The organism is Shewanella avicenniae, from assembly GCF_017354945.1.
Taxonomy (GTDB): Bacteria; Pseudomonadota; Gammaproteobacteria; order Enterobacterales; family Shewanellaceae; genus Shewanella; species Shewanella avicenniae.
Genome location: NZ_CP071503.1, coordinates 396,605 through 420,936, shown reverse-complemented (window position 1 = coordinate 420,936; position 24,332 = coordinate 396,605). Strand labels below are relative to the sequence as shown.

Genomic DNA, 24,332 nt, shown 5'->3' with positions numbered 1-24,332 from the left:
TGAAGCCAATATTTGTAAGATTGTTTACCACTAAAAATTCTTGCCAATAAACAAATACATCGCTTGTTCACCATCATCGGTAAGCCCGATGCCTAAGGCCGCGGGGCCAAATGCAGTATTGGTGCCGAGGTAAATACTGCCGCCATAGATCAGGTCATTCATTTCGATTTTATCCGCATTGCTCCACACATTACCGGCCTCAATACTGGCGCCTAAGTAGAGCGGATAATCTTGCATCCCCAGAACATCGCGTCCCAAATCATATTGATAAATAAAGGCACCAAAGACCTTTTTCGCCCCCGCCAACGAGTTTTTGTGGTAACCCGAGAGATTCAAAAAGCCGCCCAGATCTGTCACGTAGGCACTGAAGTCACTGTCATTATCGATCGAAGCGTAAGCGGCTTTACCCACGAAGGAATGACTATTGACGCTGACCACCCCTTTCCAATCGGCTTCGATTTGAAAGGTTTGCCCAGGATCTGGCATGCCGGAATAATCTTCATGGCGCAGGAACAGATTGATTCGGAATCGATTACCCGATGTCGGAAAGCTGATGCTGTTGAGGGTGTCATAGCCCAAGCGCAAGTAGCTGCCATAGCTAGTAAAATCAATATTATTGATCAGCGCTCGATTGCTGATCCGCCCCGTTTCACCGTGAATTCCAAACTCCACTATGCCGACCGACGCGAAGTTAAAACCAACCCCCAACTCCAAGCCGTGGGCTTCACGTTCAAGTTGGTAATAGAGCGAGTTACCTTCAAAAAACTCCCAGTTATTCACGAGGTAACGGTATTGAGCGCGGCTATAAATATGCTGATCGGCATCCAGTGGTTGATAAAACTCACTCGAGATCATCTTTTCAAAACCCATCCGCACTTCGTTACGCCATTCACCACCGTTGGCTGTGATGTCGGTCATATTGAGCGCGAAGTCGATCGTCAGTGAGGAGTCGAGAGACAGATCGTCTTCCCAGTTAAAGCCAAACTGCAGGTAATTTGGCCCCCATGATTTGGCTTTGGCGTCCACGTTCAGCACTCGCCCGTCGGCAGTATCTTCAAACTCGGCGGTCACTCGTTCAAATTTGTTGAGCGAATACAGACGGCCGATGGCGTTATCCAATTGCTGTTTGTCCACCACATCGCCAGGATGGATATCCAACACTTTGGTCAACAAACGGGTATTGATGGTGGAGTCATTGCTAAATTTGACCGCAATTAATGGCTGCTTGGAAGCATCGCGCCAGCCCATAGAGATCTGACGTTTATGCTGTTGATACGCTATAAATTGTTCCTCAGGCAATGCCAACGCGGTTAACTGTGCCAATTGCAAATTAGCCGCAGCTTCCCCGGCTTTCAGCGCTATCGGCATGATCGAAAAATCTGTGGTGCTGAGAGTATCCACTGCCGGACGGATCAGAATATCGTCCTCTGTGAGAAGGGCTTTTTGGCGCTCGGTACTGACGTTAGTCAACATAGTCGAGAGCTGATTCAGGATCGCCAGCGCGCCATTGAGCTGCTGCTTGTTGACTAAACTTGAGCCGATATCAACGGCGATAACGATATCTGCCCCCATCGCCTTAGCCACATCCACCGGCATGTTGTTGGCGATACCACCATCCACCAGCAACTTACCGTCAATCAGCGCCGGTTGAAGCGCACCAGGCACTGTTGCAGAGGCTTGCATCGCCTCAATCAAGCTGCCTTTGGCTAACACCACCGCACGGCTGGTTTCAAGATCAGTCGCCACAGCTCGATAAGGAATTGACAGCTGGTTAAAACTATCAAATGTGGGGATCATCCCTGCGGTGGTGCGATATAAGCGCGACATGGTTTGCCCCAGCAGAATACCTTGTGGCGTTTGCACTTCGCCGTCGCGTAAGCCCATGTTGATCGGGATGTTAAAGCGGTCGCGTTGTTGTTTTTCGCGGTAAGCTAATACTTCACGCGGGATGGTGTCGGAATAACCACTGTCCCAATTCTGCCCCATCATCAACTGTTCGATTTCAGCAGCGCTATAGCCCAGCGCATACAGCCCGCCAACATAAGCGCCAATACTGGTACCGGCGACATAGTCCACCGGAATATGGTGCTGTTCGAGTACTTTAATCACCCCAACATGCGCCGCCCCTTTTGCACCACCGCCACTTAACACTAAGCCGATTTTTGGCCGTTCAGCAGCGAATAATGGCTGGCATAGCAGCCCCAAGGCACAAAGTAAAAAGGTATTAAGTAGAACAGCAGAGAATCGAGACATGCTGGGTGGTTAGCAGGGGACGAATGGCGACTATAGTAGCAGAATCGCGCCATAAAAATTCAACAAATTGGTCTGCGGCAAACATTCGATGCAGTTAGCAAGGGCGAAGATATTGTGCGGTGAAAGTGTTAACGAAACGCGGCCGTCCATAGTCGCGCTCGCGGTTAATTAACGGATTGGGCGCGTTTTGCCAACCAGTCAATTAACACCGCTTTCGGCATAGGTTTACAGAAGTAGTAGCCTTGAATCACATAACAACCCCGGCTGAACACTTGTTCTAATTGCTCGCGGCTTTCGACGCCTTCGGCCACCACTTTCAGCTTCAAGTTACGCGCAATCTCAATGATCGAACTCACAATCGCTTGGTCGGCGCTGTTGATGGCAATATCGATCAGGAATGAGCGGTCAATCTTCAAGGTATTCACCTCAAAATGGCGCAAATAAGCCAGTGACGAATAGCCAGTACCAAAGTCATCAATCGCCACTTCAACACCCATATCACGCAATTGCTGCAGGTGCTCGCGCGCCACATGCAGCTCTTTCATCAATACTCCTTCGGTGATCTCTAAGGTGAGATGATCGGCGGGCATGCCAGTTTCTTGCAAAATCTGCGACACGGTTTCGATAAAGTCATGCTGACGGAAATGTACTGCGCTGATGTTCACCGACATGCGGAAGTCACCTTCCGCTTTAGCACTCCACTGCGCGCCATCGATACAGGCTTGGCGCAATACCCAACGGTCGATATCAATAATCAGACCACAACTCTCTGCCACCTTAATAAAAATATCCGGCCTGACAAAGCCATCTTTCGGATGTTGCCAACGCAACAGAGCTTCAACACCGGTCATACGATCGTCTTGCAGCAGATCAAACTGCCCTTGGTAGTGCAACTCAAACTCGTTTTGCTCGATCGCTTTGCGCAGGTCGCCTTCTAAACGCAGATGGTATAACGCCTCAGCATTGCGCTCACGCGAGTAATATTGGAAGTTACCACGGCCTTCATCTTTGGCGTGGTACATGGCTTGGTCAGCATTTTTAATCAAAATTTCTGGCTGACGGGTATCATCCGGCCACACGCTAATACCGATACTAGTCGAGATAAAGAATTCGCGGCCAAACAACTTGAATGGACTGGCGATTTTCTCCAGCATCGCTTCACAAATACGGTTTATCTTGTCGATATCACCGGTGTGCACCAACACCACAAATTCATCGCCACCAAAGCGGCATAACACTTCGTCTTTGTGGAGTACCGATTGCAAGCGGTTGGACGCTTCCACCAGCAAGGCATCCCCCATGCTGTGGCCGTAGTAGTCGTTCACTTGCTTGAAGCGGTCTAAATCGAGGAACATGATCGCCAATTTACGCTGTTGATCTTCAGCACGCATGATCGCTTGCTCAAGGCGATCACTAAACAAACTGCGGTTGGGCAAACCGGTCAGTACGTCAAAATTGGCTAACTGACGTAATTCCGCTTCCGACTGTTTGCGCTCACTGATATCAGAAAATACCAACACGATATATTGAAGCTGTTGGCGATCGTTGCGAATGGTGGAGGCATTGAGCCAAACCGGTAGGTAATGATGCGCATAAGTATAAATTTCACGCTCACCGGTCCATGTATCGCCACCGTTCAATAGTTCGAGCAAACAGGTTTTTGTTCCGTCTGCTCTGCTAATAACATCGCTTATAGGTCTGCCAATCACCTCTTGACTGTTCATTTCCAGCAATGACTCGGCGGCCTGATTGGTCACCTCAATGCATTCATTGGCATCGAGAATTAACACCCCTTCCGAGGTATTTTCAAAGGCTCGAGCAAGTAGGGTGACTTCGTTTTCGAGTACACGAGTCTCGGTAATATCGCTGTAAATCCCCGCAACCTTCGTGACGACGCCGGAGTCCTTATCAAACGCCACTGGACGGCCACGGACTTTCAGCCAGCGCCAATCACCCAATGCTGTCCGATAGCGATATTCGCTATCAAATAGTGGTAATTCGCCCTTAAGCATGCGATACCATTGTTCTTGCACTTGCTCCCTATCATCCGGATGCAATGGCAATTCAGCAACAGTCATGGCCAACTCAGGTAATTCCGTTAACAGCACATTGCCATGGTTTTGCAGATAGAGACTATCGTCTTCGCGATGCCACTCCCATAAATCGGAAGCACTGCCACGCAATGCTTGGCGCAAGCGTTCATCACTATTAGTCAGGGCCGAATTCACTACTTGGAAACGGCTTATCTGCTTATTACGGTAAATAATGATGGACACTAAACCCAGTAGTAATCCTGCCAACAACACAAACTTAAACCAGGTGGTTTCCCACAGGTAGAGGTTTACGGTAAATGGGAACTGCAGGGGTTGGGTATCCCACAGCCCATTATTTCTGCTCAACACTTCCAGTTGGTAATGACCAGCGGCTAAACCTGAAATGTTAATTTGGGTCTGGTTTTCCAACAGCAGGTACTTATTCTCAGCCACACTGCCAACTTTATTCAGACGGTACTTGAAACTGAAACTGTCTTGCTGCAAATAGTTAAAATTGGTCAGTTGGAAGTTCACCAGCTTGGCACCAGGACGAATCACCATTTCAGCCTTGGGTGAAAGCTCTCGCTGTACCGCATCATCATAATAAATCGCCACGGACTCAAGAATGGTGCTTTGCTTGGGTACGCGCTTATGCATCTTGGCAACATCCAGCAGCATCGTGCCTTCGGGAGTGCCTACGAACAGGCCAAGCTCAGGAGCTAACATTGCCGCGCCTTCATTGAGCTCCTTGGCAATAAGACCATCGCTTTTGTCGAGCACGATGACCTCACCCGTTTGCTTGCTTTGGCGAATAATTTTATCGCCACAGCCCACAAGGCGAAAATCATCATTTTGGGTGAGGAAAAACACGGCATGGCAATCAACTTGCCAAACATCGGTCAGGTTAACGCTCTTCTGCTGCTTGAGATCGTATTCGAGTAAGCCAGTTTCACGCGACCCTAGCCAGTATTTATCCTCACTAAGTTGCAGCATCGAACCGACTTTGGCAGGCGATTTATCTGCCAGCGACAAATGATCACGCTGAGATTGATATTGCTTACCGACAAAGTAGCCAAAATGGTGTTCACCAAACACCCACAAACGATTGTGAGTGTCCGTCATAAACCCATAAAGCGTATCGATACTCTTGCCACCATCGGCAACTGGATTGTAACGAGTAAGTGAATGCTCACCTTCTTTCCAGCTGTAAAATCCAGCGGATGATGCGGTTAACCAACGATCATCTTGCTGCTTCAAAGCAAAAATTAATTGACCACGCAGACGCTGATCCTGCGCAAGCCATTCATCCATAGACACTTCAGACAAGGTATTGCTATTCACCATGACCAAACCATTGGTGGTTCCTAGCAGTAGATGTTGACTATCAAACTCACGAATGACGTAGACACTCTCATTAGGCAACACCGAGGTTAAAGTGACCTTGGCCGAATTGCCGGTCTTCATGTTGTAGCGCACTAATCCGCCATCGCTACCAATCCACAGGTAATCTTGCTGATGCAGATAGGCCCAGGGCGCGCTCAATCCAGCATTGATGTCGTCATTTCTGACCACTATCTTGTTTAACACAAAATCAGGTCTATCGGTGACAATCGCCAACGGCTGCGATGAAGCAGTGATCCACAATAGCTTATTGCTATCCAGCATCAGCTTACCGACTGACTCAATCTCAGTAGCTTGATTAAATTGTGATTTATAGTTTTGAACCTCTCCCGTTTCAGGGAAGTATTTTACTAAGCCAGAATTGGCAACAATCCACAAGTTGCCATCACCATCATCCACCATATCGCGACAGTGATAGGGCAATTGTTCAATTTTGTTGAGTTGACCGTGTGCTAAATCGACTTGATAGAAACCACTGCGATTAGCAGCCCACAGCCGCTGTTTGCTATCCAAAAACAGTTTAAAGGACTCACCCGTAGCGATATCTAATGGAATGGTTTGCAGCAGCTGCCCTTGCATATCAAACAAGCTTATCTGTTGTCGATTGCTCGCTAATAGCTTGCCGTCAACCAGCAGCAGCTTGTTCCAGTGAACATCGTTTACCGTGGGTAAGCTGAATAGCTGAGTTAATTGGCTGGCATCATCGCTCAGGCGCCAAACATTGTCGCGATCCGACAGCACTAACCAAGTATCATTGGGCCCTTGCACCGAGGAATACACGGAATCATCAGTAAACTGTGGAAACAACCCCGGCGCACCGAGTTTCGTAAACTGATTACGCAACTCATCGTAGAGATAGGCGCTATATTGGGCGCTAATTAAAAACTTGTGGCGGCCAACTTCGTTGATATACAAGAAAAATTGATCATCGAGCAGCAATTGACCATCTTGGCGGTCGATACGACGAATAACATTGTTACTGACACGGTACAAACCATCTTGGGTCGCCAACCACACAAAACCGTCAGCATCTTGAGTCATCCACTCAATATTGTAGGAGCCCAGCCCCTCACGAGCAGTAAACACACGCTGAATAAAGTCGTCTTTTGCCCGTGCAGGCAGGATGCTGCAGAGCAACATTAAGAGTAGAGAAAACAGCAGCGTTCTTTTCATCGGTACTCAGTGGCGACGGTTAGTTGTTGGTTTTATGGGATAATTATAATGCGCCTCGCGACTTATAACAGCTATATAACAAAGTTAAATTGGTAATTCTGTTTACTCACTCAGCAAAAGCAAAAAAAGAGCCCGCCAAAGGCGAGCTCTTAACAATCAACAACGGTCACTATTACTTTTTCTTTTTCGCCTTAGGGTTAGGCAAATCAGTAATCGAACCTTCATACATTTCAGCAGCTAAGCCAACAGATTCATGCAAGGTTGGGTGAGCGTGAATGGTCAATGCAATATCTTCTGCATCGCAGCCCATTTCAATCGCCAAGCCAATTTCACCCAGCAGTTCACCAGCATTCACACCCACCAGTGCGCCACCGATGATACGATGAGTTTCTTTTTCGAAAATCAGCTTAGTCATACCTTCGCTCGCTTCAGAAGCGATAGCACGGCCACTTGCCGCCCATGGGAAGGTCGCGGTTTCGTAGGCAATGCCTTGTTCTTTAGCTTGCTTTTCAGTCAAACCAACCCAAGCCACTTCTGGATCAGTGTACGCAATCGATGGGATCACTTTTGGATCGAAGAAGTGTTTCAAGCCAGAGATAACTTCTGCCGCTACGTGACCTTCGTGTACGCCTTTGTGCGCCAACATAGGTTGGCCAACAATGTCGCCCACCGCAAAGATGTGAGGCACGTTAGTGCGCATTTGCTTATCAACGTTGATAAAGCCGCGCTCGTCGATTTTCACGCCCGCTTTGTCGGCATCGATCAGTTTACCGTTCGGAGTACGACCGATTGCCACCAGCACTGCGTCATAACGCTCTGGTGCCGCTGGTGCAGATTTACCTTCCATGCTGACATAGATGCCATCTTCTTTGGCTTCTACTGCAGTCACTTTGGTTTCCAGCATCAGGTTGAATTTCTTTTTGATCTGTTTAGTGAAGTTTTTCACCACGTCTTTATCAGCCGCAGGAATCACTTGGTCAAACATTTCCACCACGTCGATTTGGCTGCCCAGAGATGCGTACACAGTACCCATTTCCAGACCAATAATACCGCCGCCCATGACCAGTAACTTGCCTGGGATTTCTTTCAACGCCAATGCATCAGTTGAGTCCCAAATACGTGGGTCTTCATGCGGAATAAATGGCAATTGAATTGGACGCGAACCTGCAGCGATGATGGCGTTATCAAACTTAACGGTAGTGACCGTGCCATCTTCAGCAGTAACATCGATGCTGTTAGGGCCGCTAAACTTACCAAAGCCGTTCACCACGTTAACTTTACGCATTTTGGACATACCGCCCAAACCGCCGGTCAGTTGGCTGATCACTTTCTCTTTGAAGCCACGCAACTTATCCAAATCGATGGTTGGCTCACCAAAGGTCACGCCGTTAGCTGACATGTGCTTCGCTTCTTCAATCACTTTTGCCACATGCAACAGCGCTTTTGAAGGGATACAACCGACGTTCAGACATACACCACCTAAGGTGCTGTAACGTTCAACAATCACGGTGTCCAGACCCAGATCCGCTGCACGGAACGCAGCAGAGTAACCTGCAGGGCCCGCTCCCAATACCACGACTTGTGTTTTAATTTCGTTACTCATGTTTTCCTCTGATTTGTTTCATTCCATGTGGACACTTAGCCCATCCTGGACGTTCGAGCAGGGTAAATTGTGCATTTGCAGGCATTTTACTCTGCTTGACCGGGATCACAATTAAACATAAGGCTGACCTTAACGGTCAGCCTTAGCAATTACATAATCAATGTGCGAATGTCAGACAGGTAGCTGGACAGTGTCACGCTGAAGCGTGCTGCCAACGCACCATCAATCACCCGATGGTCGTATGACAATGACAGCGGGCACATCAGGCGTGGTACGAATTCCTTACCGTTCCATTTTGGTTTGAATTCAGACTTAGACACACCCAAAATCGCCACATCTGGATAGTTCACAATTGGGGTAAACGCTGTACCACCAATACCACCCAGACTTGAGATGGTGAAGCAACTGCCTTGCATATCAGCAGCTTTCAACTTGCCATCACGCGCCTTCGCAGAGATATCCATCAGCTCGATTGACAGCTCAGTGATCGATTTCTTATCGACGTCACGGAACACAGGTACCACCAAGCCGTTCGGCGTATCAACCGCCACACCGATATGGAAGTACTTCTTCTGGATCAGTGATTCGCCGTCTGGACTCAAGCTTGAGTTGAAGGTTGGGAACTGTTGCAGTGTTTTTGCAACCGCCTTCATCATAAACACCAGTGGAGTGAACTTGATGGCTTGCTTTTTCTTCGCCGCCAGTTCGTTCTGCTCTTTACGGAAGTTTTCTAACTCAGTGATATCCGCTTCATCGAATTGGGTCACATGGGGAATGGTCACCCAGTTGCGATGCAGGTTCGGGCCAGAAATCTTCTGAATACGGCTCAATGGCACTTCGACCACTTCACCAAACTTGCTGAAGTCGACTTTTGGCGCGTCAATCACTTGCAGACCACCATTGCCACCAGCAACCGCGGTTGCTGCACTGGCTTTTGGCCGTGACAGCTCGTAACGCACGTAAGCTTGTACGTCTTCTTTCTGAATACGCGCTTTACGGCCAGAGCCTTTCACTTGGGTCAGGTCAACACCGAATTCACGCGCTAAACGGCGTACCGATGGTGACGCATGCACTACACCTGTTGTTTGCACCACACCGGCACTTGGGTGATGTGGCACCGGTGGACGGCTTGCTGCTGGAGCAGCCGCTGGGGCTGCAGGCGCGGCAGTTGCCACTGGCACTTCAACCACAGGGGCGGCGACAGGTGCACTACCGGCAACTTCCAGGGTTATCACCAAAGAACCTTCAGAGACTTTGTCACCCACTTTAACAGCCACCGACTTCACTACCCCACCTTGTGGTGCAGGTACGTCCATGGTCGCTTTGTCAGTTTCGAGGGTGATCAAACCATCATCAGCGTTGATAGTGTCGCCAGCTTTCACCAGCACTTCAATCACATCAACGTCTTTGGCATCACCGATATCCGGCACTTTCACTTCAATGGTTTGGCTAGCTGTAGCAACAGGCGCTGCCGCTACTGGAGCAACAACCGGGGCAGCCGCTGGGGCAGCAGTCGGCGCAGGTGCAGCAGCAACTGCTGCTGGAGCCGCAGCGCCACTGCCAGCGACTTCTAAGGTCAACACCAGTGACCCTTCAGACACTTTGTCGCCCACTTTAACCGCCAGAGATTTCACTACGCCGCCTTGCGGTGCAGGTACGTCCATGGTGGCTTTGTCGGTTTCTAGGGTGATCAAACCATCGTCGGCGTTAATGGTATCGCCCACGCTTACCAGCACTTCGATAATATCCACGTTAGTGGCATCGCCGATATCTGGCACAGTGACTTCAATTAGCTGTGAACCACTTGCTGCAGGAGCAGCGGCAACCGGTGCTGGCGCTGCGGCAGGAGCAACTGCAACAGGCTCAGGCGCTTTTGCTGCGGCTGGCGCAGGTGCAGCAGCGGCCACACCTTCTGCAGCTAACAGTGCAATCAAGGTTCCTTCAGACACTTTGTCGCCTACTGCCACTTTCAGCTCTTTCAGTACACCCGCAAAAGGCGCAGGAATATCCATGGTCGCTTTGTCACTTTCAACCGTGAGAATCGACTGCTCTTCCGCCAGCGCATCGCCAATATTGGCGCAAATTTCGATGACTTGAACTTCATCCCCGCCGATATCGGGAACCAGAACTTCTTTCAAATCTGCCATTGGTTATCCCTCTTATGCGAACAATGGGCTGATTTTGTCAGCATCGATGCCGTATTCAGCGATGGCTTTGGTCAGCACATCCACTGGCATCTCACCGCGATCAACCAAGGTTTTCAGTGCGGCAATCACCACGAAGGTGGCATCCACTTCAAAGTGGTGACGCAGGTTCGCGCGGCTATCACTGCGGCCGAAACCGTCAGTACCCAATACTTTGTAGTCGGTTGGGACATAAGCGCGCAGCTGTTCGCCGTAAAGTTTCATGTAGTCAGTGGCTACAATCGCTGGTGAGTCTTTTTCAAGCACTGTCGCGATATAAGGCACTTTGGCTTCTGCAGTTGGGTGCAGCATGTTGTAACGCTCGCACTCTTGGCCATCGCGGGTCAGCTCGTTGAAGCTGGTCACGCTATAAACATCTGCAGTCACGCCATAATCTTTCGCCAAGGCTTGCGCCGCTTTACGCACTTCTTCGAGGATAGTGCCACAGCCCATCAGCTGTACCTTACCTTTGCCTGAGCCAGCGACTGACTCAAGTTTGTAGATACCTTTGATGATGCCGTCTTCAACACCGGCAGGCATTTCTGGCTGAACGTAGTTTTCGTTCATGGTAGTCAGGTAGTAGAAGATATCTTCTTGACCTTCGCCATACATACGACGAATACCGTCTTGCACGATAACGGCAATTTCGTAGCCGTAAGTTGGGTCGTAAGAGATACAGCTTGGGATGGTGTTCGCCAGAATATGGCTGTGACCATCTTGGTGCTGCAAACCTTCACCGTTCAGGGTTGTACGGCCTGAAGTACCACCGACCAAGAAACCACGGGCACGCATATCACCCGCTGCCCACGCCAAGTCACCAATACGTTGGAAACCAAACATTGAGTAGTAGATGTAGAATGGGATCATCGGTGTATCGTTCACCGAGTAGCTTGTCGCGGCAGATACCCATGAAGACATCGCGCCCAGCTCGTTAATCCCTTCTTGCAGCACTTGGCCAGACTTATCTTCACGATAGTAAGCCACTTGGTCTTTGTCTTGCGGTACGTATTTTTGGCCTTCGTGTGCATAAATACCCACTTGACGGAACAAGCCTTCCATACCAAAGGTACGCGCTTCGTCAGGGATAATCGGCACAATGTTTTTGCCCACGCCTTTGTCTTTCAGCAATGCTGTCAGCACGCGCACAAATGCCATGGTAGTTGAGATTTCACGGCCGTTAGAGCCTTGTAAAATCGCATCAAAAATCTTTAGTGATGGTACGTCCAACTCTTCAGAGAACTGCTCACGACGTGCAGGCAGGTAACCACCTAAGGCTTCACGACGGGCTTTGAGGTATTTAACCTCTTCTGAATCTTCACCTGGATGATAGAAAGGTACTTCTTCCAGTTTGTCATCCGGGATAGGGATATTGAAACGATCGCGGAAGTAACGGATAGACTCGATATCCATTTTCTTCACGTTGTGAGCGATGTTCTTACCTTCACCAGCGTCACCCAGACCATAACCTTTTACGGTTTTTGCTAGGATCACGGTAGGACGGCCTTTGGTGTTCTTCGCTTTATCCAGTGCAGCGTAGATCTTCACAGGGTCGTGACCACCACGGTTCAAACGCCAGATGTCGTCATCTGACATATTGGCCACCATTTCAGCAGTCTCTGGGTACTTACCGAAGAAGTGTTCACGAGTCCACGCACCGCCTTTGGCTTTACAGTTTTGGTATTCACCGTCAACGGTTTCTTCCATCAACTGCAGCAGTTTACCGCTGGTGTCACGGGCCAACAGTGGATCCCAGTAGCGACCCCAAATCACTTTGATCACTTCCCAGCCTGCGCCGCGGAATTCGCCTTCCAGCTCTTGAATGATTTTGCCGTTACCACGTACCGGGCCATCCAAACGCTGCAGGTTACAGTTGATGATAAACACCAAGTTATCCAGCTCTTCACGGGCAGCCAAACCAATCGCACCCAGTGCTTCTGGCTCGTCCACTTCACCATCACCGAGGAAGCAATATACCGTTTGCTCAGAGCAATCTTTAATGCCGCGGTCGGTCAGGTACTTCAAGAAACGTGCTTGGTAGATCGCTTGAATAGGACCCAAGCCCATCGACACAGTTGGAAACTGCCAGTAGTCCGACATCAGCTTAGGATGCGGATAAGAAGACAAGCCTTTGCCATCCACTTCTTGACGGAAGTTAGCCAGCTGTTCTTCGCTCAAACGGCCTTCCAAGAAAGAACGTGAGTAGATACCTGGCGCGATGTGACCTTGGAAGTACACCAAGTCACCACCGTCTTTCGCATTCGGTGCGCGGAAGAAATGGTTAAAGCACACATCGTAAATGGTAGCGCTTGAAGCAAAACTGGAGATATGACCACCCAGCTCTAAATCTTTTTTAGAGCCGCGAATAACCATCGCCAGCGCGTTCCAACGGATGATAGCGCGAATGCGACGCTCTAAACCTTGGTCGCCAGGAATTTGTGGCTCTTGACCCGCAGGGATAGTGTTCACATAAGCAGTCGTTGCAGAATATGGCAGATAGGAGCCGTTACGGCGCGCCTTTTCGATCAACTTCTCTAACAGGAAATGCGCTCTTTCTGGGCCTTCCTGCTCTAACACAGCTTGCAGGGCGTCCAGCCATTCCTGAGTCTCCAACGGATCCAAGTCTTGTAGCATATTTTCAGACATGACACTGTCCTTATCTATACATGGTGAATGTTGTCGTTGCGGTAATCGGTACCACTACCCGTGTTACATACCGCTCTTAATACGGCGCAGACTGCGCTGCAACCGGCTATCTTCCTCCCGGACCGACAGCATCACTTCCTCGATATAACTCAAGTGCTCGTTAGATGCTTCTCGTGCGGCTTCAGGATCGCGACGAACGATAGCGGCAAGCAGGTCTCGCCGATGCTCGTTAGCCTCGGATGAAGCTTCTTCACGACGGCTCAGAAGCTCCAGGTTTTGTGCTACGTTTTTGTGTAGCACAGAAGTTAAACTCAGTACCAAATGCAACATGGCGACGTTGTGTGACGCCTCGGCAATGGCACGATAGAAATTCACAATGGCAGCGGCCATCGCCTCAATACCGTGGGCGCGTTCAACCTGCTCCAGCATCGCTTGCAGGTTTTTCATATCGGCATCGGTGCCACGCAACGCAGCAAAATAGGCCATCATGCCTTCAGTGGCATGACGGAACTCCAGCAAGTCATACTGGCTTTCTGAGTCGCTTAGCATTAATTCAACGATAGGATCAGCCATGCTTTTCCACAGCTGCTCTTTGACATAGGTGCCACCGCCTTGACGACGCAGCAGCAGCCCTTTGGCTTCGAGTTTTTGAATCGCTTCACGGAGTGATGGACGGGAAACTTCGAACTGCAATGCCAACTCACGCTCGGGAGGGAGTTTTTGACCTGGCTTCAAACTTCCTTCGAGGATCATCTGCTCAATACGCTCCATGATCACGTCGGAAATTTTAGGCTGACTGATTTTGCTATAGGCCATTTGGCACCCAGCTCCTTGTTGTCAATTGGTCTTACCAATTCTTGAGTGAGCGCACTTTAACAAATCACATTTTTATTGTCTATAGCGTGATGTAGGTCAATTTAATCTGATTTTTGCCTAACATGCCACCGCTTTCTGGCACTTACGTCAGTGTTCAGACTTTAGTCTAACATGTTAAAACGCTTAAATTTCAACCAAACAATTCACGCTTACCGCTTTGCGCACCAGTCAAACATCGCCCGCGGCAGAAATCTGGGCAAATTACTGCACCAATCCAAAAATGGTCAGAATCGCCAACGCTGTCAAAATGAGAATAAAGTTACGCTTACTTAGCGCTAACAGCGCCAAGGTTGAACGCACACAAACCGGCGCACCACTTCGTTCAGGTAAAGCTTCAGCGGCCAAGGCCACTTCCGCCACAATTCGGTTTGGCATACTGTCCCACTTAAATGCCAGCTCACGCCAACGACCAAAGGCGGAAGCAAAATGGCCACTGAGCGCATAGCCCAGTGATACGACCCGCGACGGCAACCAATCTAATGCAAACATCAGATTCGGCGGCAAGGGCAGCGGTGTTTCTTCCTCTAAATCCGCGAAATAACGCGCCGTACAGTAAAACATCACCCCTGCAGGGCCGAGAATAATCAGATAAAACGCAATCGCACCGTAATAACGATAGTTCAGCCACGCCGCTAACTGGCCAACCCGAGCCCCCAGCTCTGCGGCGCTGACGCTATCTAAGCAGGTTTGGTAATCCAACGCCTTAGCATGCAGGTAACAGGCTTCCAAATCACCCCGACAAGCGGCCTGCATGTATTGCTTAAACTTTTCTCGCACCGCCTGATGGGTCAAACACAAGGCAGCAATCACAGTCCACAGCAACAAAGATGGCAGACCGAACAACCAACCGCTGATCACCCACTGCAACACCAACACCGACAACGCCGGAAACAGCAACGCCAACCAAATGCCACTTTTGCTGCGCAGCAGATCCTCAGTAAAAAAGTGCGCCCGATACCAAGCGAACATGCTGTCCAGCTGCATAAACTTCGGAATGAACTTTAATCGTTCAATCAATACCGCAATTAGTAACGAAAACAATGCCATTTGGCGCTCCTGCCCTCACAGTTAAGCGTCATATTGCCGCTAGATAACGCTGCCAGTCAAATCCATCACCCGGATCTGTTTTCCGTTCCGGCGCAATATCACTATGTCCAACAATCCGTGATCGCGTTATCGCCGGATAAACTTGTTGAATTGCGCGCGTCAATGCCACTAACTGTTGATACTGCTTATCGGTATAGCCAGAAGTGTCAGTTCCTTCAAGTTCGATCCCAATAGAAAAATCGTTGCAGTTACTACGCTGTTCAAACCGTGAAACGCCTGCATGCCAAGCGCGCTCATCACAGGATACAAACTGCACCACTTCGCCATCACGCCGGATTAGAAAATGCGCTGACACCTGCAACCCCTCGAGTTCGGCAAAGCTGGCATCGGCGTGACAATCTAAACTGCCGCAAAACAACGCTTCTATAAAAGGTAGCCCAAACTGACCAGCGGGCAGACTTATATTGTGGATCACCAACAAACTAATATCGGTGTCAGCAGGGCGTTGGTTAAAATGCGGCGATGCTGAATGGCGCGCGCCAAGGTACCAGCCCTGTTGCCAAGCGTTGAATTCGGTTGTTATCAGAGCGCCTCTATTGGGCACAGAGTTTGCGTTATCCATTAGGTTATGTTCCTCAATAGCGCGTTGGCTGCGGCAATGGCTTACCTTGCTTTAGCTTACCTTGTTTTCATCAACGGCCGCCTTCGAAAGTCAGCGCCAACTACAGCATAAAAATTAGTCGCAACTAAATGAATCGCTTTGATTATTAGCTTGGTTAATACTTTAGCAAACACCCTGCGTAACTGCATATCCTCTATACCTGTCGCAGGTCGCTTATGCTAATCTTTTACTAGCTAGTTTTTCTTTGCTTCTTTGAGTGTGCAGGAACCCATCATGTTGGAAAACGATATCAGAGTCAGCGTAAAGGCCGCATTGGATGAAGATTTAGGCCATTTAAGCGTTAGTGAAGGTGATATTACCGCGCAGTTGATTCCCGCAGCACAACATGGTGAAGCGATTCTGATCACCCGCGAAGATGGCGTTTTTTGCGGTAAAGCCTGGGCAGAGCAAGTGTTTCAGCAGCTTGGCGGCGAAGTGGCCATTCACTGGCATGTTGATGATGGCGATTTAATTGTGGCTGGGCAAAAGCTGTGTGAACTCTCTGGCCCTGCACGCATTCTGCTCACCGGCGAACGCACCGCAATGAACTTTATTCAAACTCTGTCGGGCGTGGCCAGTCTCACCAAACTCTATGCCGACAAACTGGCAGGCACTCAATGCCAGTTGCTTGATACCCGTAAAACCCTGCCAGGCCTGCGTACCGCGCAAAAGTATGCCGTCACCTGTGGTGGCGGCAAAAACCACCGTATCGGCCTGTTTGATGCCTTTTTAATTAAAGAAAACCACATTATGGCCTGTGGCAGCATAGCTGCGGCGGTGACAACTGCGAAGCAACTGCACCCTAGCAAGCCTGTGGAAGTTGAAGTCGAATCACTTGATGAACTGACCCAAGCGCTCGATGCCAATGCCGATATCATCATGCTCGACAACTTCGATGTCACCATGATGCTCAGCGCCGTTGAGCTCAATAATCAATACAAAGCCCGTGATGCGGGCGCCAAGATAGAGGTATCGGGCGATGTCACCCTCGACACCATCCAACAGTTTGCCAACACAGGGGTGGATTATGTTTCCGTCGGTGCCTTAACCAAGCACCTTCGCGCACTTGATCTGTCGATGCGTTTTAAGGGTTAGTCTAGGGCGTTGATAGTTGGTTTTGATGGGTGTTGGGTAATAAGCATGGCGTGCTTGTTGCCCCACTACAGCACGTTTTAATAGCATTTCGGACAAAAAAGCACAGTTCAAATAGCGAACTACTATTAACGATTTCATAACACCCCTATAGACGTTGCTTTGACATTGTCAGTTTCTTTGACTTGCCGGTTTTAAATGACAAAAAACCGACATTAGCAATTCGGTCAATTTACTCACAAACACCCGAAAAACAGTAAAAATATTGAAAAAAGTGTGCGCAAGCCATTTTAATTGTCATCACAATGTTCTAACGTTGTCATGTGGCGAGATGGCCGCCTGTGGCCTTCTTTCTAGTGAACAGCTTGATGATTTTCTGTTCCATACAAATCAGCGTTAACATTTTTAACATTCGTCAATGAACCCGCAACTGACAAACTTGGGTAAGCTGTTGCAAGGTCAAGAATGTGACGTTGGAGTGAGCGATAGGGTTCTGTGGTGCTTATACATCGCAGGATTAGATGAGCTCACAATTTGCGTGGCTGATAGATATTAACGTTGTTGCTTGCTAAGCGGATTGCCATATAACGACACTGGTTAACTAAACACTGATGGCGCGCAAGTCGATGACAGCTCGTAACGGTGCACCCAGCGTTCTCTCTAGCGTCAAATGGATTTTGCCGACGTAGCCTGAACTTTTGTAAGCAAAAGCCAAAGGTGCCGACGTAAAAAGTTGACTAAGGATTGTAACCGCCGTGCTGATGCGTAGCTTGTATTATGTAGCTTGCTGCCAAATCTGGAGAGATTAAAAATGAAAGGTATTAAGAGTAAATCAGCTAAGGGCTTCACCCTGATTGAATTGATGATCGTGGTGGCCATCATCGGTATTCTGGCAGCAATCGCATTGCCTGCTTACAAAGAATATGTAGCTAAAAGTAAAGTAAACTCTTGTTTAGGTGAAGCAGAAGCGTGGACTAAGGCTCAAGCAGCAGCTATTGTTGCAAGTACTTCTCAACCCACTTACGTACCTAAAGCTTGTACTACTGCACCAACAGGATATCCGACAAATCTTGCTCTAATTACAAGTACCGCAACTAGCACTTTTACACCGCAAGATGTGTCAACTACGACAATTACTTGTCAGTGGGCTACCACCACTTGCTCAGCAAGTGGCTCACTTTAATTGATTAAAAAATCACCCAGCACTTTTGTTCTGGGTGGTTACCTTATTAAGGTCAAGGATTTAACTGTTGCCAACCACAAGTTTACACCTAGGACTATCAACACTATTTATCCGCAAAGGGTTGCTTGATGAAAGTAAGTTATCCGAGGCGGTAGCGTTAGCTCGTAAAAATAAAACGGCATTAGTAACATCTCTAGTTTTAAACCACTACCTATCGGCAAGAACAATTGCAGAACTCTGCTATGAAGAGTACGGCACACCGTTACTGGATTTAGCTGAATTCGATATCAGCAGCATCCCAGAAGAATTCCTAAATCGAAAACTGATTGAAAAGCATCGTTGTTTACCGCTGTTTAAGCGCGGTAATCGACTCTATATCGCTACCTCTGATCCCACCAATATATCAGCCCTCGAAGAGTTTCAATTCAGCGCTGGACTCCACGCTGAAGCGATTTTGGTGGAAGAAGACAAGCTTGCCAAGGCATTAGAAAAAGTCCTCGAAGAGGATATCTCTGCACTTGACCTCAGCGGCATTGATGAATCTGCACTTGCTGGTATTGAAGTTACCGACACAGATAAGCGACAAGAAGATGCTAATGAAGGTGCAGATGACGCGCCTATTGTCATTTACATCAATAAGATTTTGACCGATGCCATTCGCCGTGGCGCCTCGGACTTACATTTTGAACCTTATGAAAAACGTTACCGGGTGCGCTTTCGTATCGATGGCATACTGCATGAAGTGGCCGAACCACCGGTAAACCTCGCCTCTCGTCTTTCTGCGCGTTTGAAGGTGATGTCCAAGTTGGACATCGCCGAGCGCCGCGTGCCGCAAGACGGACGCATTAAAATGAAACTCAGCCGCAGTAAGAGCATCGATTTTCGTGTTTCTACCCTACCGACGCTGTGGGGCGAAAAGATTGTTATGCGGATTTTGGATTCTTCTTCCGCGCAACTCGGCATTGAAAAACTCGGTTATGAAGAAGACCAAAAGCAAGCTTATTTAGATATGCTGGCACGCCCTCAAGGGATGATCCTGGTTACCGGCCCGACTGGCTCGGGTAAAACGGTTTCCCTATACACTGGGCTCAATATCCTCAATACCGAAGAACGTAATATTTCCACAGCGGAAGACCCAGTGGAAATTAACTTGGAAGGGGTAAACCAAGTTCATATCAACGTCAAAGCAGGGTTAACCTTTGCCTCTGCACTGCGTTCGTTCCTTCGTCAAGACCCCGATGTGGTGATGGTGGGGGAAATCCGAGATCTCGAAACTGCTGAAATTGCTATTAAAGCGGCGCAAACCGGCCACTTGGTGTTATCTACCCTACATACCAACTCGTCATCGGAAACCCTGACCCGTTTGCTCAATATGGGCGTACCTGGCTATAACATCGCCAGCTCGGTGAACTTAATTATCGCCCAGCGACTAGCACGGCGTTTATGCGTTAACTGCCGCGAGCCAGAAGAGATCCCCGAACATGAGTTGCTCCGCCTTGGGTTTACCCAATCCCAAATTAGCGAAGGCTTTACCGTCTACAAACCCAAAGGTTGTGAACATTGCTCCGGCGGCTACAAAGGCCGCGTCGGTATCTATGAAGTAATGAAGATGTCGGACGAGATCGCTCGAGTGATTATGGAAGGTGGCAACTCCTTGCAAATTGCCAAAATGGCTAAACAACAAGGGATGCGGGATCTCCGCGATTCTGGATTATTAAAAGTGATTCAAGGAGTCACAAGTATTGCAGAAGTTAATCGGGTCACCAGCTTCTAGCTTGTTATCCCTTTAGATATCAATTGAGATTAACTGTTAATTCTTGCCAGTAACGGCTACATTGAAAGCAAGCCACTAACGCTAAACACCAAACGGTAAATGCGAAACAAGGATATGTGAGTTATGGCAACCGCCTCTTCTACCCGTAAGCGCAATGGCGCAAAAGCCAAAGAAAAAAAGCAGCCCACTATCTATACCTTTGTTTGGAAAGGTGTAAATCGCGACGGAAAAAAAAGTGAGGGAGAACTCCGTGGTGCGACCGTTGCAGAAATTAAGCAACAGTTAAAAAATCAAGGAATTAATCCTAAAACTGTCACCAAAAAGTCCGCAGGACTTTTCAGCAACGAGAATAAAAAAATCACCGCAATGGACATCGCAATGGTGACCCGTCAAATAGCAACTATGCTTTCTGCCGGGGTGCCTTTGGTGACTTCGATTGAGCTTATTTCCCGTGGTCATGAAAAACCAAAGATGCGTACCTTGTTAGGGACAATTTTGTCAGATGTGCAATCTGGTATTCCGCTTTCTGACTCACTTCGCCCTCACAGAATTTATTTCGATGATCTATACGTAGACCTTGTCGCCGCAGGTGAACACTCTGGCTCTTTAGATATTGTATTTGACCGTATCGCCACCTATAAAGAGAAGGCGGAAGCACTGAAATCAAAAATTAAAAAGGCAATGTTTTATCCTGCGGCCGTGATTGTTGTAGCCATCGCAGTTACCGTATTGCTACTTTTGTTCGTTGTCCCCCAGTTTGAAGAAATATTTAGCAGTTTTGGCGCTGAGCTACCCGCATTTACCCAACTTATTGTGAATATTTCGCGTGGATTACAGAGCACTTGGTACATATTTCTAGCAGCAATCGTCCTCGCGGTTTGGTTATTTGTCAGAGCACATCGTAATTCTCAAAAGTTTAGAGACAAGATTGATGAACTTGTATTAAAAATCCCAGTCATTGGAGATATTCTGCACAAAGGTGCAATGGCACGATTTGCTCGCACCTTGGCAACCACCTTCGCGGCAGGTGTTCCTTTGATTGACGGCTTAACCTCCGCCGCAGGAGCATCAGGCAATGCCGTCTACCGTAAGTCTCTCATGAATGTACGCACTGAAGTGATGGCTGGTATGCAAATGAACGTGGCAATGCGCACGTCTAAGCTATTCCCAGATATGTTGATTCAGATGGTGATGATTGGTGAAGAATCTGGCTCTCTTGATAATATGCTTAATAAAATTGCTAACATCTATGAAATGCAGGTCGATGATGCCGTGGATGCCCTATCCAGCCTGATTGAGCCGATGATGATGGTGGTTATTGGCGGTTTGGTCGGTAGCTTAATTGTCGGCATGTATTTGCCGATATTCCAGTTGGGCAATGTTGTTAGCGGCTAAAACACATCCACTTAACTTCATGACAGTAATAATATTAAAAAGATAATATGCAGCAATTTTGTAGCTTGATGGAGCAATATCCTTCCATTTTTGTCGCACTTTCATTTGTGTTTGCTGCCGTGATTGGCAGTTTTATCAATGTGGTGATTTTTCGCTTACCAGTGATGATGAAGCGCGAATGGCAACAGGAATGTAATCAGTTTTTAGAAGAGTATCAGCCCAAAGCTTATCAAGTGTTAGAGCAGCAACAGTTATTACAACCGCTCGATAAGTTTCCTGAGCGTTTTAATCTGATTGTGCCTAATTCCACTTGTCCGAAATGTAAAACCGCGATTAAGCCATGGCATAACCTGCCAATTCTAGGCTGGCTCATGCTCGGCGGTAAATGCGCCGCCTGCAAACAACAGATTTCATCCCGCTACCCAATTTTTGAGTTCCTCAATGGTGCATTAGTTGCACTACTTGCGTGGCATTTTGGCCCAACAATTCAATTCGCTTTAGCAGCTATTGTCACTTTTGCTTTAGTCGCGATGACCGGTATCGACCTCGATGAGATGCTGCTGCCAGATCAACTCACCCTGCCGTTTTTATGGTTGGGTATCATTGCCAACTATTTTGGTGTATTTACCGAACTACCAAGCGCAGTGGTTGGTGCCATTGCTGGTTACCTAAGCCTATGGAGTGTGTTCTGGCTGTTTAAGCTGCTCACCGGCAAGGAAGGTATGGGCTATGGTGACTTTAAGCTCATGGCGCTGTTTGGCGCTTGGCTCGGCTGGCAAATGCTACCACTCATTATCCTGCTTTCCTCATTGGTCGGCGCAGTGATTGGCATCAGCATGATCCTGTTTAAAAACATGGGGCGTAATAATCCTATCCCGTTTGGCCCCTATATCGCACTCGCAGGCTGGATTGCCATGCTGTGGGGCAATGACATCGTTAGCTGGTACCTGAGTACCCTGTAATGGCCGAGTATATCGTCGGTCTCACAGGCGGTATCGGCTGCGGTAAAACCACAGTAGCTAACATCTTTGCCGAGCTCGGCGTCACAGTGGTTGATGCCGATATCATTGCCAGAGAAGTCGTCGCCAAAGGTAGCGATGGCTTGCATAAAATAGTGCAACATTTTGGCAGTGAAATCCTCACCGATAACCAAGAATTAGACCGCGCCAAGTTACGCGAACGCATCTTTCAAACCCCCGCTGAACGCGAATGGCTCAACCAATTATTGCACCCGCTGATCCGCCAACGCATGTTGCAGCAATGTCACGATGCGGCGTCGCCCTATGCGCTAATGGTAGTACCGCTACTGTTTGAAAACCGCTTAGAACGCTTAGTGAATCACACTTTAGTGATTGATATCGCCGAAGAAACACAAATTGCGCGAACTATTGCGCGAGATCATGTGTCTAAGACACAAGTTGTTAACATCATAGCCAGCCAAATCAGCAGAGAGCAACGACTCGCTAAGGCAGATGATGTCATTAGTAATCAGGGAGATGTAGACGCGCTAAGGTCTCAGATTCTGGCACTACATAATAAATACTTAAATCAATCAGTAACTGCCAAGAAAAGCCATGAGTGAATTATTATTTGAACAGCCGCTCAATGAAAAGGTGCGTAACTACCTACGACTTGAGCATTTAGCCAAACAACTTGACACCCATCTTGAACAGGATCACCAGCAACGGTGCTTTTATCCGTTATTTGCGCTATGCGAATTAACTGAACGTTGTGATTTTCGCAGTGAAATCCTCAAAGACATCGACCGGCAATTGAGCCTCGAGTCCTCTGACTTAGCCGCATTTGAATCACCACTGATTGACCAACTGCTCGACTACCGTGAACAACTGCTGAGTGCAGAACGACCGGGAATTCACCTTAAGCAAAATCGCTTTATCAGCGCACTTCGACAACGCTTTAATATGCCAGGCACCTGCTGCAACTTCGATTTACCACAACTGCATTACTGGCTATCCAAACCTTGGCATGAACGCCAGCAAGACTATGAACAGTGGGTAAATCATTTCCGCTGTCTGCTCAACCCAATCACCCTGATGTTATCAAGCTCGCGTGAACGCTGCGAATATCAACCAGAGGTAGCCCCTGCCGGCTTCTTTCAGCGTGAGTCCACCCAAGCTTTGTCGCTAATTCGGGTAAAACTCCATATCGACAATGGTTGCTATCCCACTATCAGTGGCCATCGAAACCGCTTTGCGATTCACTTTGTTCAGTTTGATCAGCAAAAGCACTCCCAACAACCGATTGAGTTCTTACTGGCAACTTGCGATTGAAATCATTACCATGACCCAGTTTCGATAAACTGCTTACTAGGTTATCTCTATGCCAACAACTGTAAAATGCCCAACCTGTCAGAAAGAAGTCATCTGGGCACCAGAATCTAAGTTTCGGCCGTTCTGTTCTGAACGCTGTAAGTTGATTGATCTGGGCGATTGGGCGTCTGAGAAGCACGCTATTCCCGTCAAACCAACGATTAATGACCAGTTACTTGATGAACTCGGTTATGACGAACCTGATTTTTTCAAAGAATAACTTTCAGCAGAATTTAAAGAGCAGCCATGTCAGTAAAACGCGTACACGTCGCCGTCGGCGTCATTATCAGAAATCAGCAAATACTGTTAGCCAAACGTCACGGACACCTGCATCAAGGCGGGAAATGGGAATTCCCCGGCGGCAAAGTAGAATCCGGAGAAAAAGTTACTGACGCATTAGTACGTGAATTACAGGAAGAGATTGGCATTACCGCCATCACCACCTCACCGTTCATGACCTTAAGCTACGATTATCCAGAAAAGCAGGTCTACCTCGACATTCACTTGGTGACTGAATTTACTGGCACAGAGTGTGGTGCTGAAGGCCAAGAGATAGGTTGGTTTACCGTAGCACAACTGGTAAATTTACCCTTCCCTGATGCTAATAAACCAATAGTAGACCGCATAACCGAGAATTCAACTATTACTCTAGCTTAATAATAACCGTAGCTTGTTGTATGCAATA

At 48.2% G+C, this 24,332-nt stretch carries 17 protein-coding genes; 9 read left to right on the top strand and 8 right to left on the bottom strand.

Annotated features, from left to right (window positions below; genetic code table 11):
- Positions 1 to 30 precede the first annotated feature (30 nt).
- The 8 genes from JYB87_RS01845 to ampD form a co-directional block, all read right to left on the bottom strand.
- Entirely contained in the window at positions 31 to 2,253 is a 2,223-nt protein-coding gene (locus JYB87_RS01845) for a patatin-like phospholipase family protein (protein ID WP_207355225.1), read from the bottom strand.
- 164 nt (positions 2,254 to 2,417) lie between these two features.
- A complete protein-coding gene (locus JYB87_RS01840; RefSeq protein WP_207355224.1) occupies positions 2,418 to 6,860 on the bottom strand; it encodes an EAL domain-containing protein in 4,443 nt (1,480 codons plus the stop codon).
- A 172-nt stretch (positions 6,861 to 7,032) separates the two neighbouring features.
- On the bottom strand, positions 7,033 to 8,463 hold the full coding sequence (lpdA, locus tag JYB87_RS01835) for a dihydrolipoyl dehydrogenase (RefSeq protein ID WP_207355223.1): 1,431 nt from the start codon (positions 8,461 to 8,463) through the stop codon (positions 7,033 to 7,035).
- Between the two features lie 149 nt (positions 8,464 to 8,612).
- Positions 8,613 to 10,610 (bottom strand): dihydrolipoyllysine-residue acetyltransferase, encoded by a 1,998-nt coding sequence (aceF, locus tag JYB87_RS01830; protein ID WP_207355222.1) that lies wholly within the window; start codon positions 10,608 to 10,610, stop codon positions 8,613 to 8,615.
- 12 nt (positions 10,611 to 10,622) lie between these two features.
- On the bottom strand, positions 10,623 to 13,289 hold the full coding sequence (gene aceE, locus JYB87_RS01825) for a pyruvate dehydrogenase (acetyl-transferring), homodimeric type (protein WP_207355221.1): 2,667 nt from the start codon (positions 13,287 to 13,289) through the stop codon (positions 10,623 to 10,625).
- 63 nt (positions 13,290 to 13,352) lie between these two features.
- Positions 13,353 to 14,105 (bottom strand): pyruvate dehydrogenase complex transcriptional repressor PdhR, encoded by a 753-nt coding sequence (gene pdhR / locus JYB87_RS01820; protein ID WP_207355220.1) that lies wholly within the window; start codon positions 14,103 to 14,105, stop codon positions 13,353 to 13,355.
- A gap of 261 nt (positions 14,106 to 14,366) precedes the next feature.
- Positions 14,367 to 15,212, bottom strand: coding sequence for a beta-lactamase regulator AmpE (ampE, locus tag JYB87_RS01815; protein WP_207355219.1), 846 nt, complete (start codon positions 15,210 to 15,212; stop codon positions 14,367 to 14,369).
- Between the two features lie 28 nt (positions 15,213 to 15,240).
- Positions 15,241 to 15,834 (bottom strand): 1,6-anhydro-N-acetylmuramyl-L-alanine amidase AmpD, encoded by a 594-nt coding sequence (ampD, locus tag JYB87_RS01810; protein WP_207355218.1) that lies wholly within the window; start codon positions 15,832 to 15,834, stop codon positions 15,241 to 15,243.
- Positions 15,835 to 16,107: 273 nt separating this feature from the next.
- Between ampD and nadC the strand changes: the two genes are divergently transcribed.
- The 9 genes from nadC (at position 16,108) to mutT (ending at position 24,304) form a co-directional block, all read left to right on the top strand.
- Positions 16,108 to 16,968 carry a carboxylating nicotinate-nucleotide diphosphorylase gene (gene nadC, locus JYB87_RS01805; protein WP_207355217.1) on the top strand — a complete coding sequence of 287 codons (861 nt, stop codon included), beginning with the start codon at positions 16,108 to 16,110 and terminating at the stop codon, positions 16,966 to 16,968.
- Between the two features lie 808 nt (positions 16,969 to 17,776).
- Entirely contained in the window at positions 17,777 to 18,148 is a 372-nt protein-coding gene (locus JYB87_RS18805; protein ID WP_207355216.1) for a type IV pilin protein, read from the top strand.
- A 67-nt stretch (positions 18,149 to 18,215) separates the two neighbouring features.
- The gene (gene pilB, locus JYB87_RS01795; protein WP_207355215.1) at positions 18,216 to 19,922 is read left to right on the top strand and encodes a type IV-A pilus assembly ATPase PilB; all 1,707 of its coding nucleotides are present in this window, start codon (positions 18,216 to 18,218) and stop codon (positions 19,920 to 19,922) included.
- Positions 19,923 to 20,045: 123 nt separating this feature from the next.
- The gene (locus JYB87_RS01790; RefSeq protein ID WP_207355214.1) at positions 20,046 to 21,317 is read left to right on the top strand and encodes a type II secretion system F family protein; all 1,272 of its coding nucleotides are present in this window, start codon (positions 20,046 to 20,048) and stop codon (positions 21,315 to 21,317) included.
- 47 nt (positions 21,318 to 21,364) lie between these two features.
- Complete coding sequence (locus JYB87_RS01785; protein ID WP_207355213.1) at positions 21,365 to 22,279, top strand: prepilin peptidase; 915 nt, start codon at positions 21,365 to 21,367, stop codon at positions 22,277 to 22,279.
- Entirely contained in the window at positions 22,279 to 22,899 is a 621-nt protein-coding gene (gene coaE / locus JYB87_RS01780; protein ID WP_207355212.1) for a dephospho-CoA kinase, read from the top strand. Before JYB87_RS01785 ends, coaE begins: the two co-directional genes overlap by 1 nt.
- Positions 22,892 to 23,608 carry a cell division protein ZapD gene (gene zapD / locus JYB87_RS01775; RefSeq protein WP_207355211.1) on the top strand — a complete coding sequence of 239 codons (717 nt, stop codon included), beginning with the start codon at positions 22,892 to 22,894 and terminating at the stop codon, positions 23,606 to 23,608. Before coaE ends, zapD begins: the two co-directional genes overlap by 8 nt.
- 49 nt (positions 23,609 to 23,657) lie before the next feature.
- The gene (gene yacG, locus JYB87_RS01770) at positions 23,658 to 23,867 is read left to right on the top strand and encodes a DNA gyrase inhibitor YacG (RefSeq protein WP_207355210.1); all 210 of its coding nucleotides are present in this window, start codon (positions 23,658 to 23,660) and stop codon (positions 23,865 to 23,867) included.
- Between the two features lie 26 nt (positions 23,868 to 23,893).
- Positions 23,894 to 24,304, top strand: a complete 411-nt coding sequence (gene mutT / locus JYB87_RS01765) for an 8-oxo-dGTP diphosphatase MutT (protein WP_207355209.1) — start codon at positions 23,894 to 23,896, stop codon at positions 24,302 to 24,304.
- The last annotated feature ends 28 nt before the right edge of the window (positions 24,305 to 24,332 follow it).

Excerpts from the sequence above, each read along its gene's own strand:
- pdhR (WP_207355220.1), bottom strand. The coding sequence starts at position 14,105 with ATGGCCTATAGCAAAATCAGTCAGCCTAAAATTTCCGACGTGATCATG.
- coaE (WP_207355212.1), top strand. The coding sequence starts at position 22,279 with ATGGCCGAGTATATCGTCGGTCTCACAGGCGGTATCGGCTGCGGTAAA.
- aceE (WP_207355221.1), bottom strand. The coding sequence starts at position 13,289 with ATGTCTGAAAATATGCTACAAGACTTGGATCCGTTGGAGACTCAGGAA.
- mutT (WP_207355209.1), top strand. The coding sequence starts at position 23,894 with ATGTCAGTAAAACGCGTACACGTCGCCGTCGGCGTCATTATCAGAAAT.
- JYB87_RS18805 (WP_207355216.1), top strand. The coding sequence starts at position 17,777 with ATGAAAGGTATTAAGAGTAAATCAGCTAAGGGCTTCACCCTGATTGAA.
- ampD (WP_207355218.1), bottom strand. The coding sequence starts at position 15,834 with ATGGATAACGCAAACTCTGTGCCCAATAGAGGCGCTCTGATAACAACC.
- zapD (WP_207355211.1), top strand. The coding sequence starts at position 22,892 with ATGAGTGAATTATTATTTGAACAGCCGCTCAATGAAAAGGTGCGTAAC.
- ampE (WP_207355219.1), bottom strand. The coding sequence starts at position 15,212 with ATGGCATTGTTTTCGTTACTAATTGCGGTATTGATTGAACGATTAAAG.
- lpdA (WP_207355223.1), bottom strand. The coding sequence starts at position 8,463 with ATGAGTAACGAAATTAAAACACAAGTCGTGGTATTGGGAGCGGGCCCT.
- yacG (WP_207355210.1), top strand. The coding sequence starts at position 23,658 with ATGCCAACAACTGTAAAATGCCCAACCTGTCAGAAAGAAGTCATCTGG.
- aceF (WP_207355222.1), bottom strand. The coding sequence starts at position 10,610 with ATGGCAGATTTGAAAGAAGTTCTGGTTCCCGATATCGGCGGGGATGAA.
- nadC (WP_207355217.1), top strand. The coding sequence starts at position 16,108 with ATGTTGGAAAACGATATCAGAGTCAGCGTAAAGGCCGCATTGGATGAA.
- JYB87_RS01785 (WP_207355213.1), top strand. The coding sequence starts at position 21,365 with ATGCAGCAATTTTGTAGCTTGATGGAGCAATATCCTTCCATTTTTGTC.
- JYB87_RS01840 (WP_207355224.1), bottom strand. The coding sequence starts at position 6,860 with ATGAAAAGAACGCTGCTGTTTTCTCTACTCTTAATGTTGCTCTGCAGC.
- JYB87_RS01845 (WP_207355225.1), bottom strand. The coding sequence starts at position 2,253 with ATGTCTCGATTCTCTGCTGTTCTACTTAATACCTTTTTACTTTGTGCC.
- JYB87_RS01790 (WP_207355214.1), top strand. The coding sequence starts at position 20,046 with ATGGCAACCGCCTCTTCTACCCGTAAGCGCAATGGCGCAAAAGCCAAA.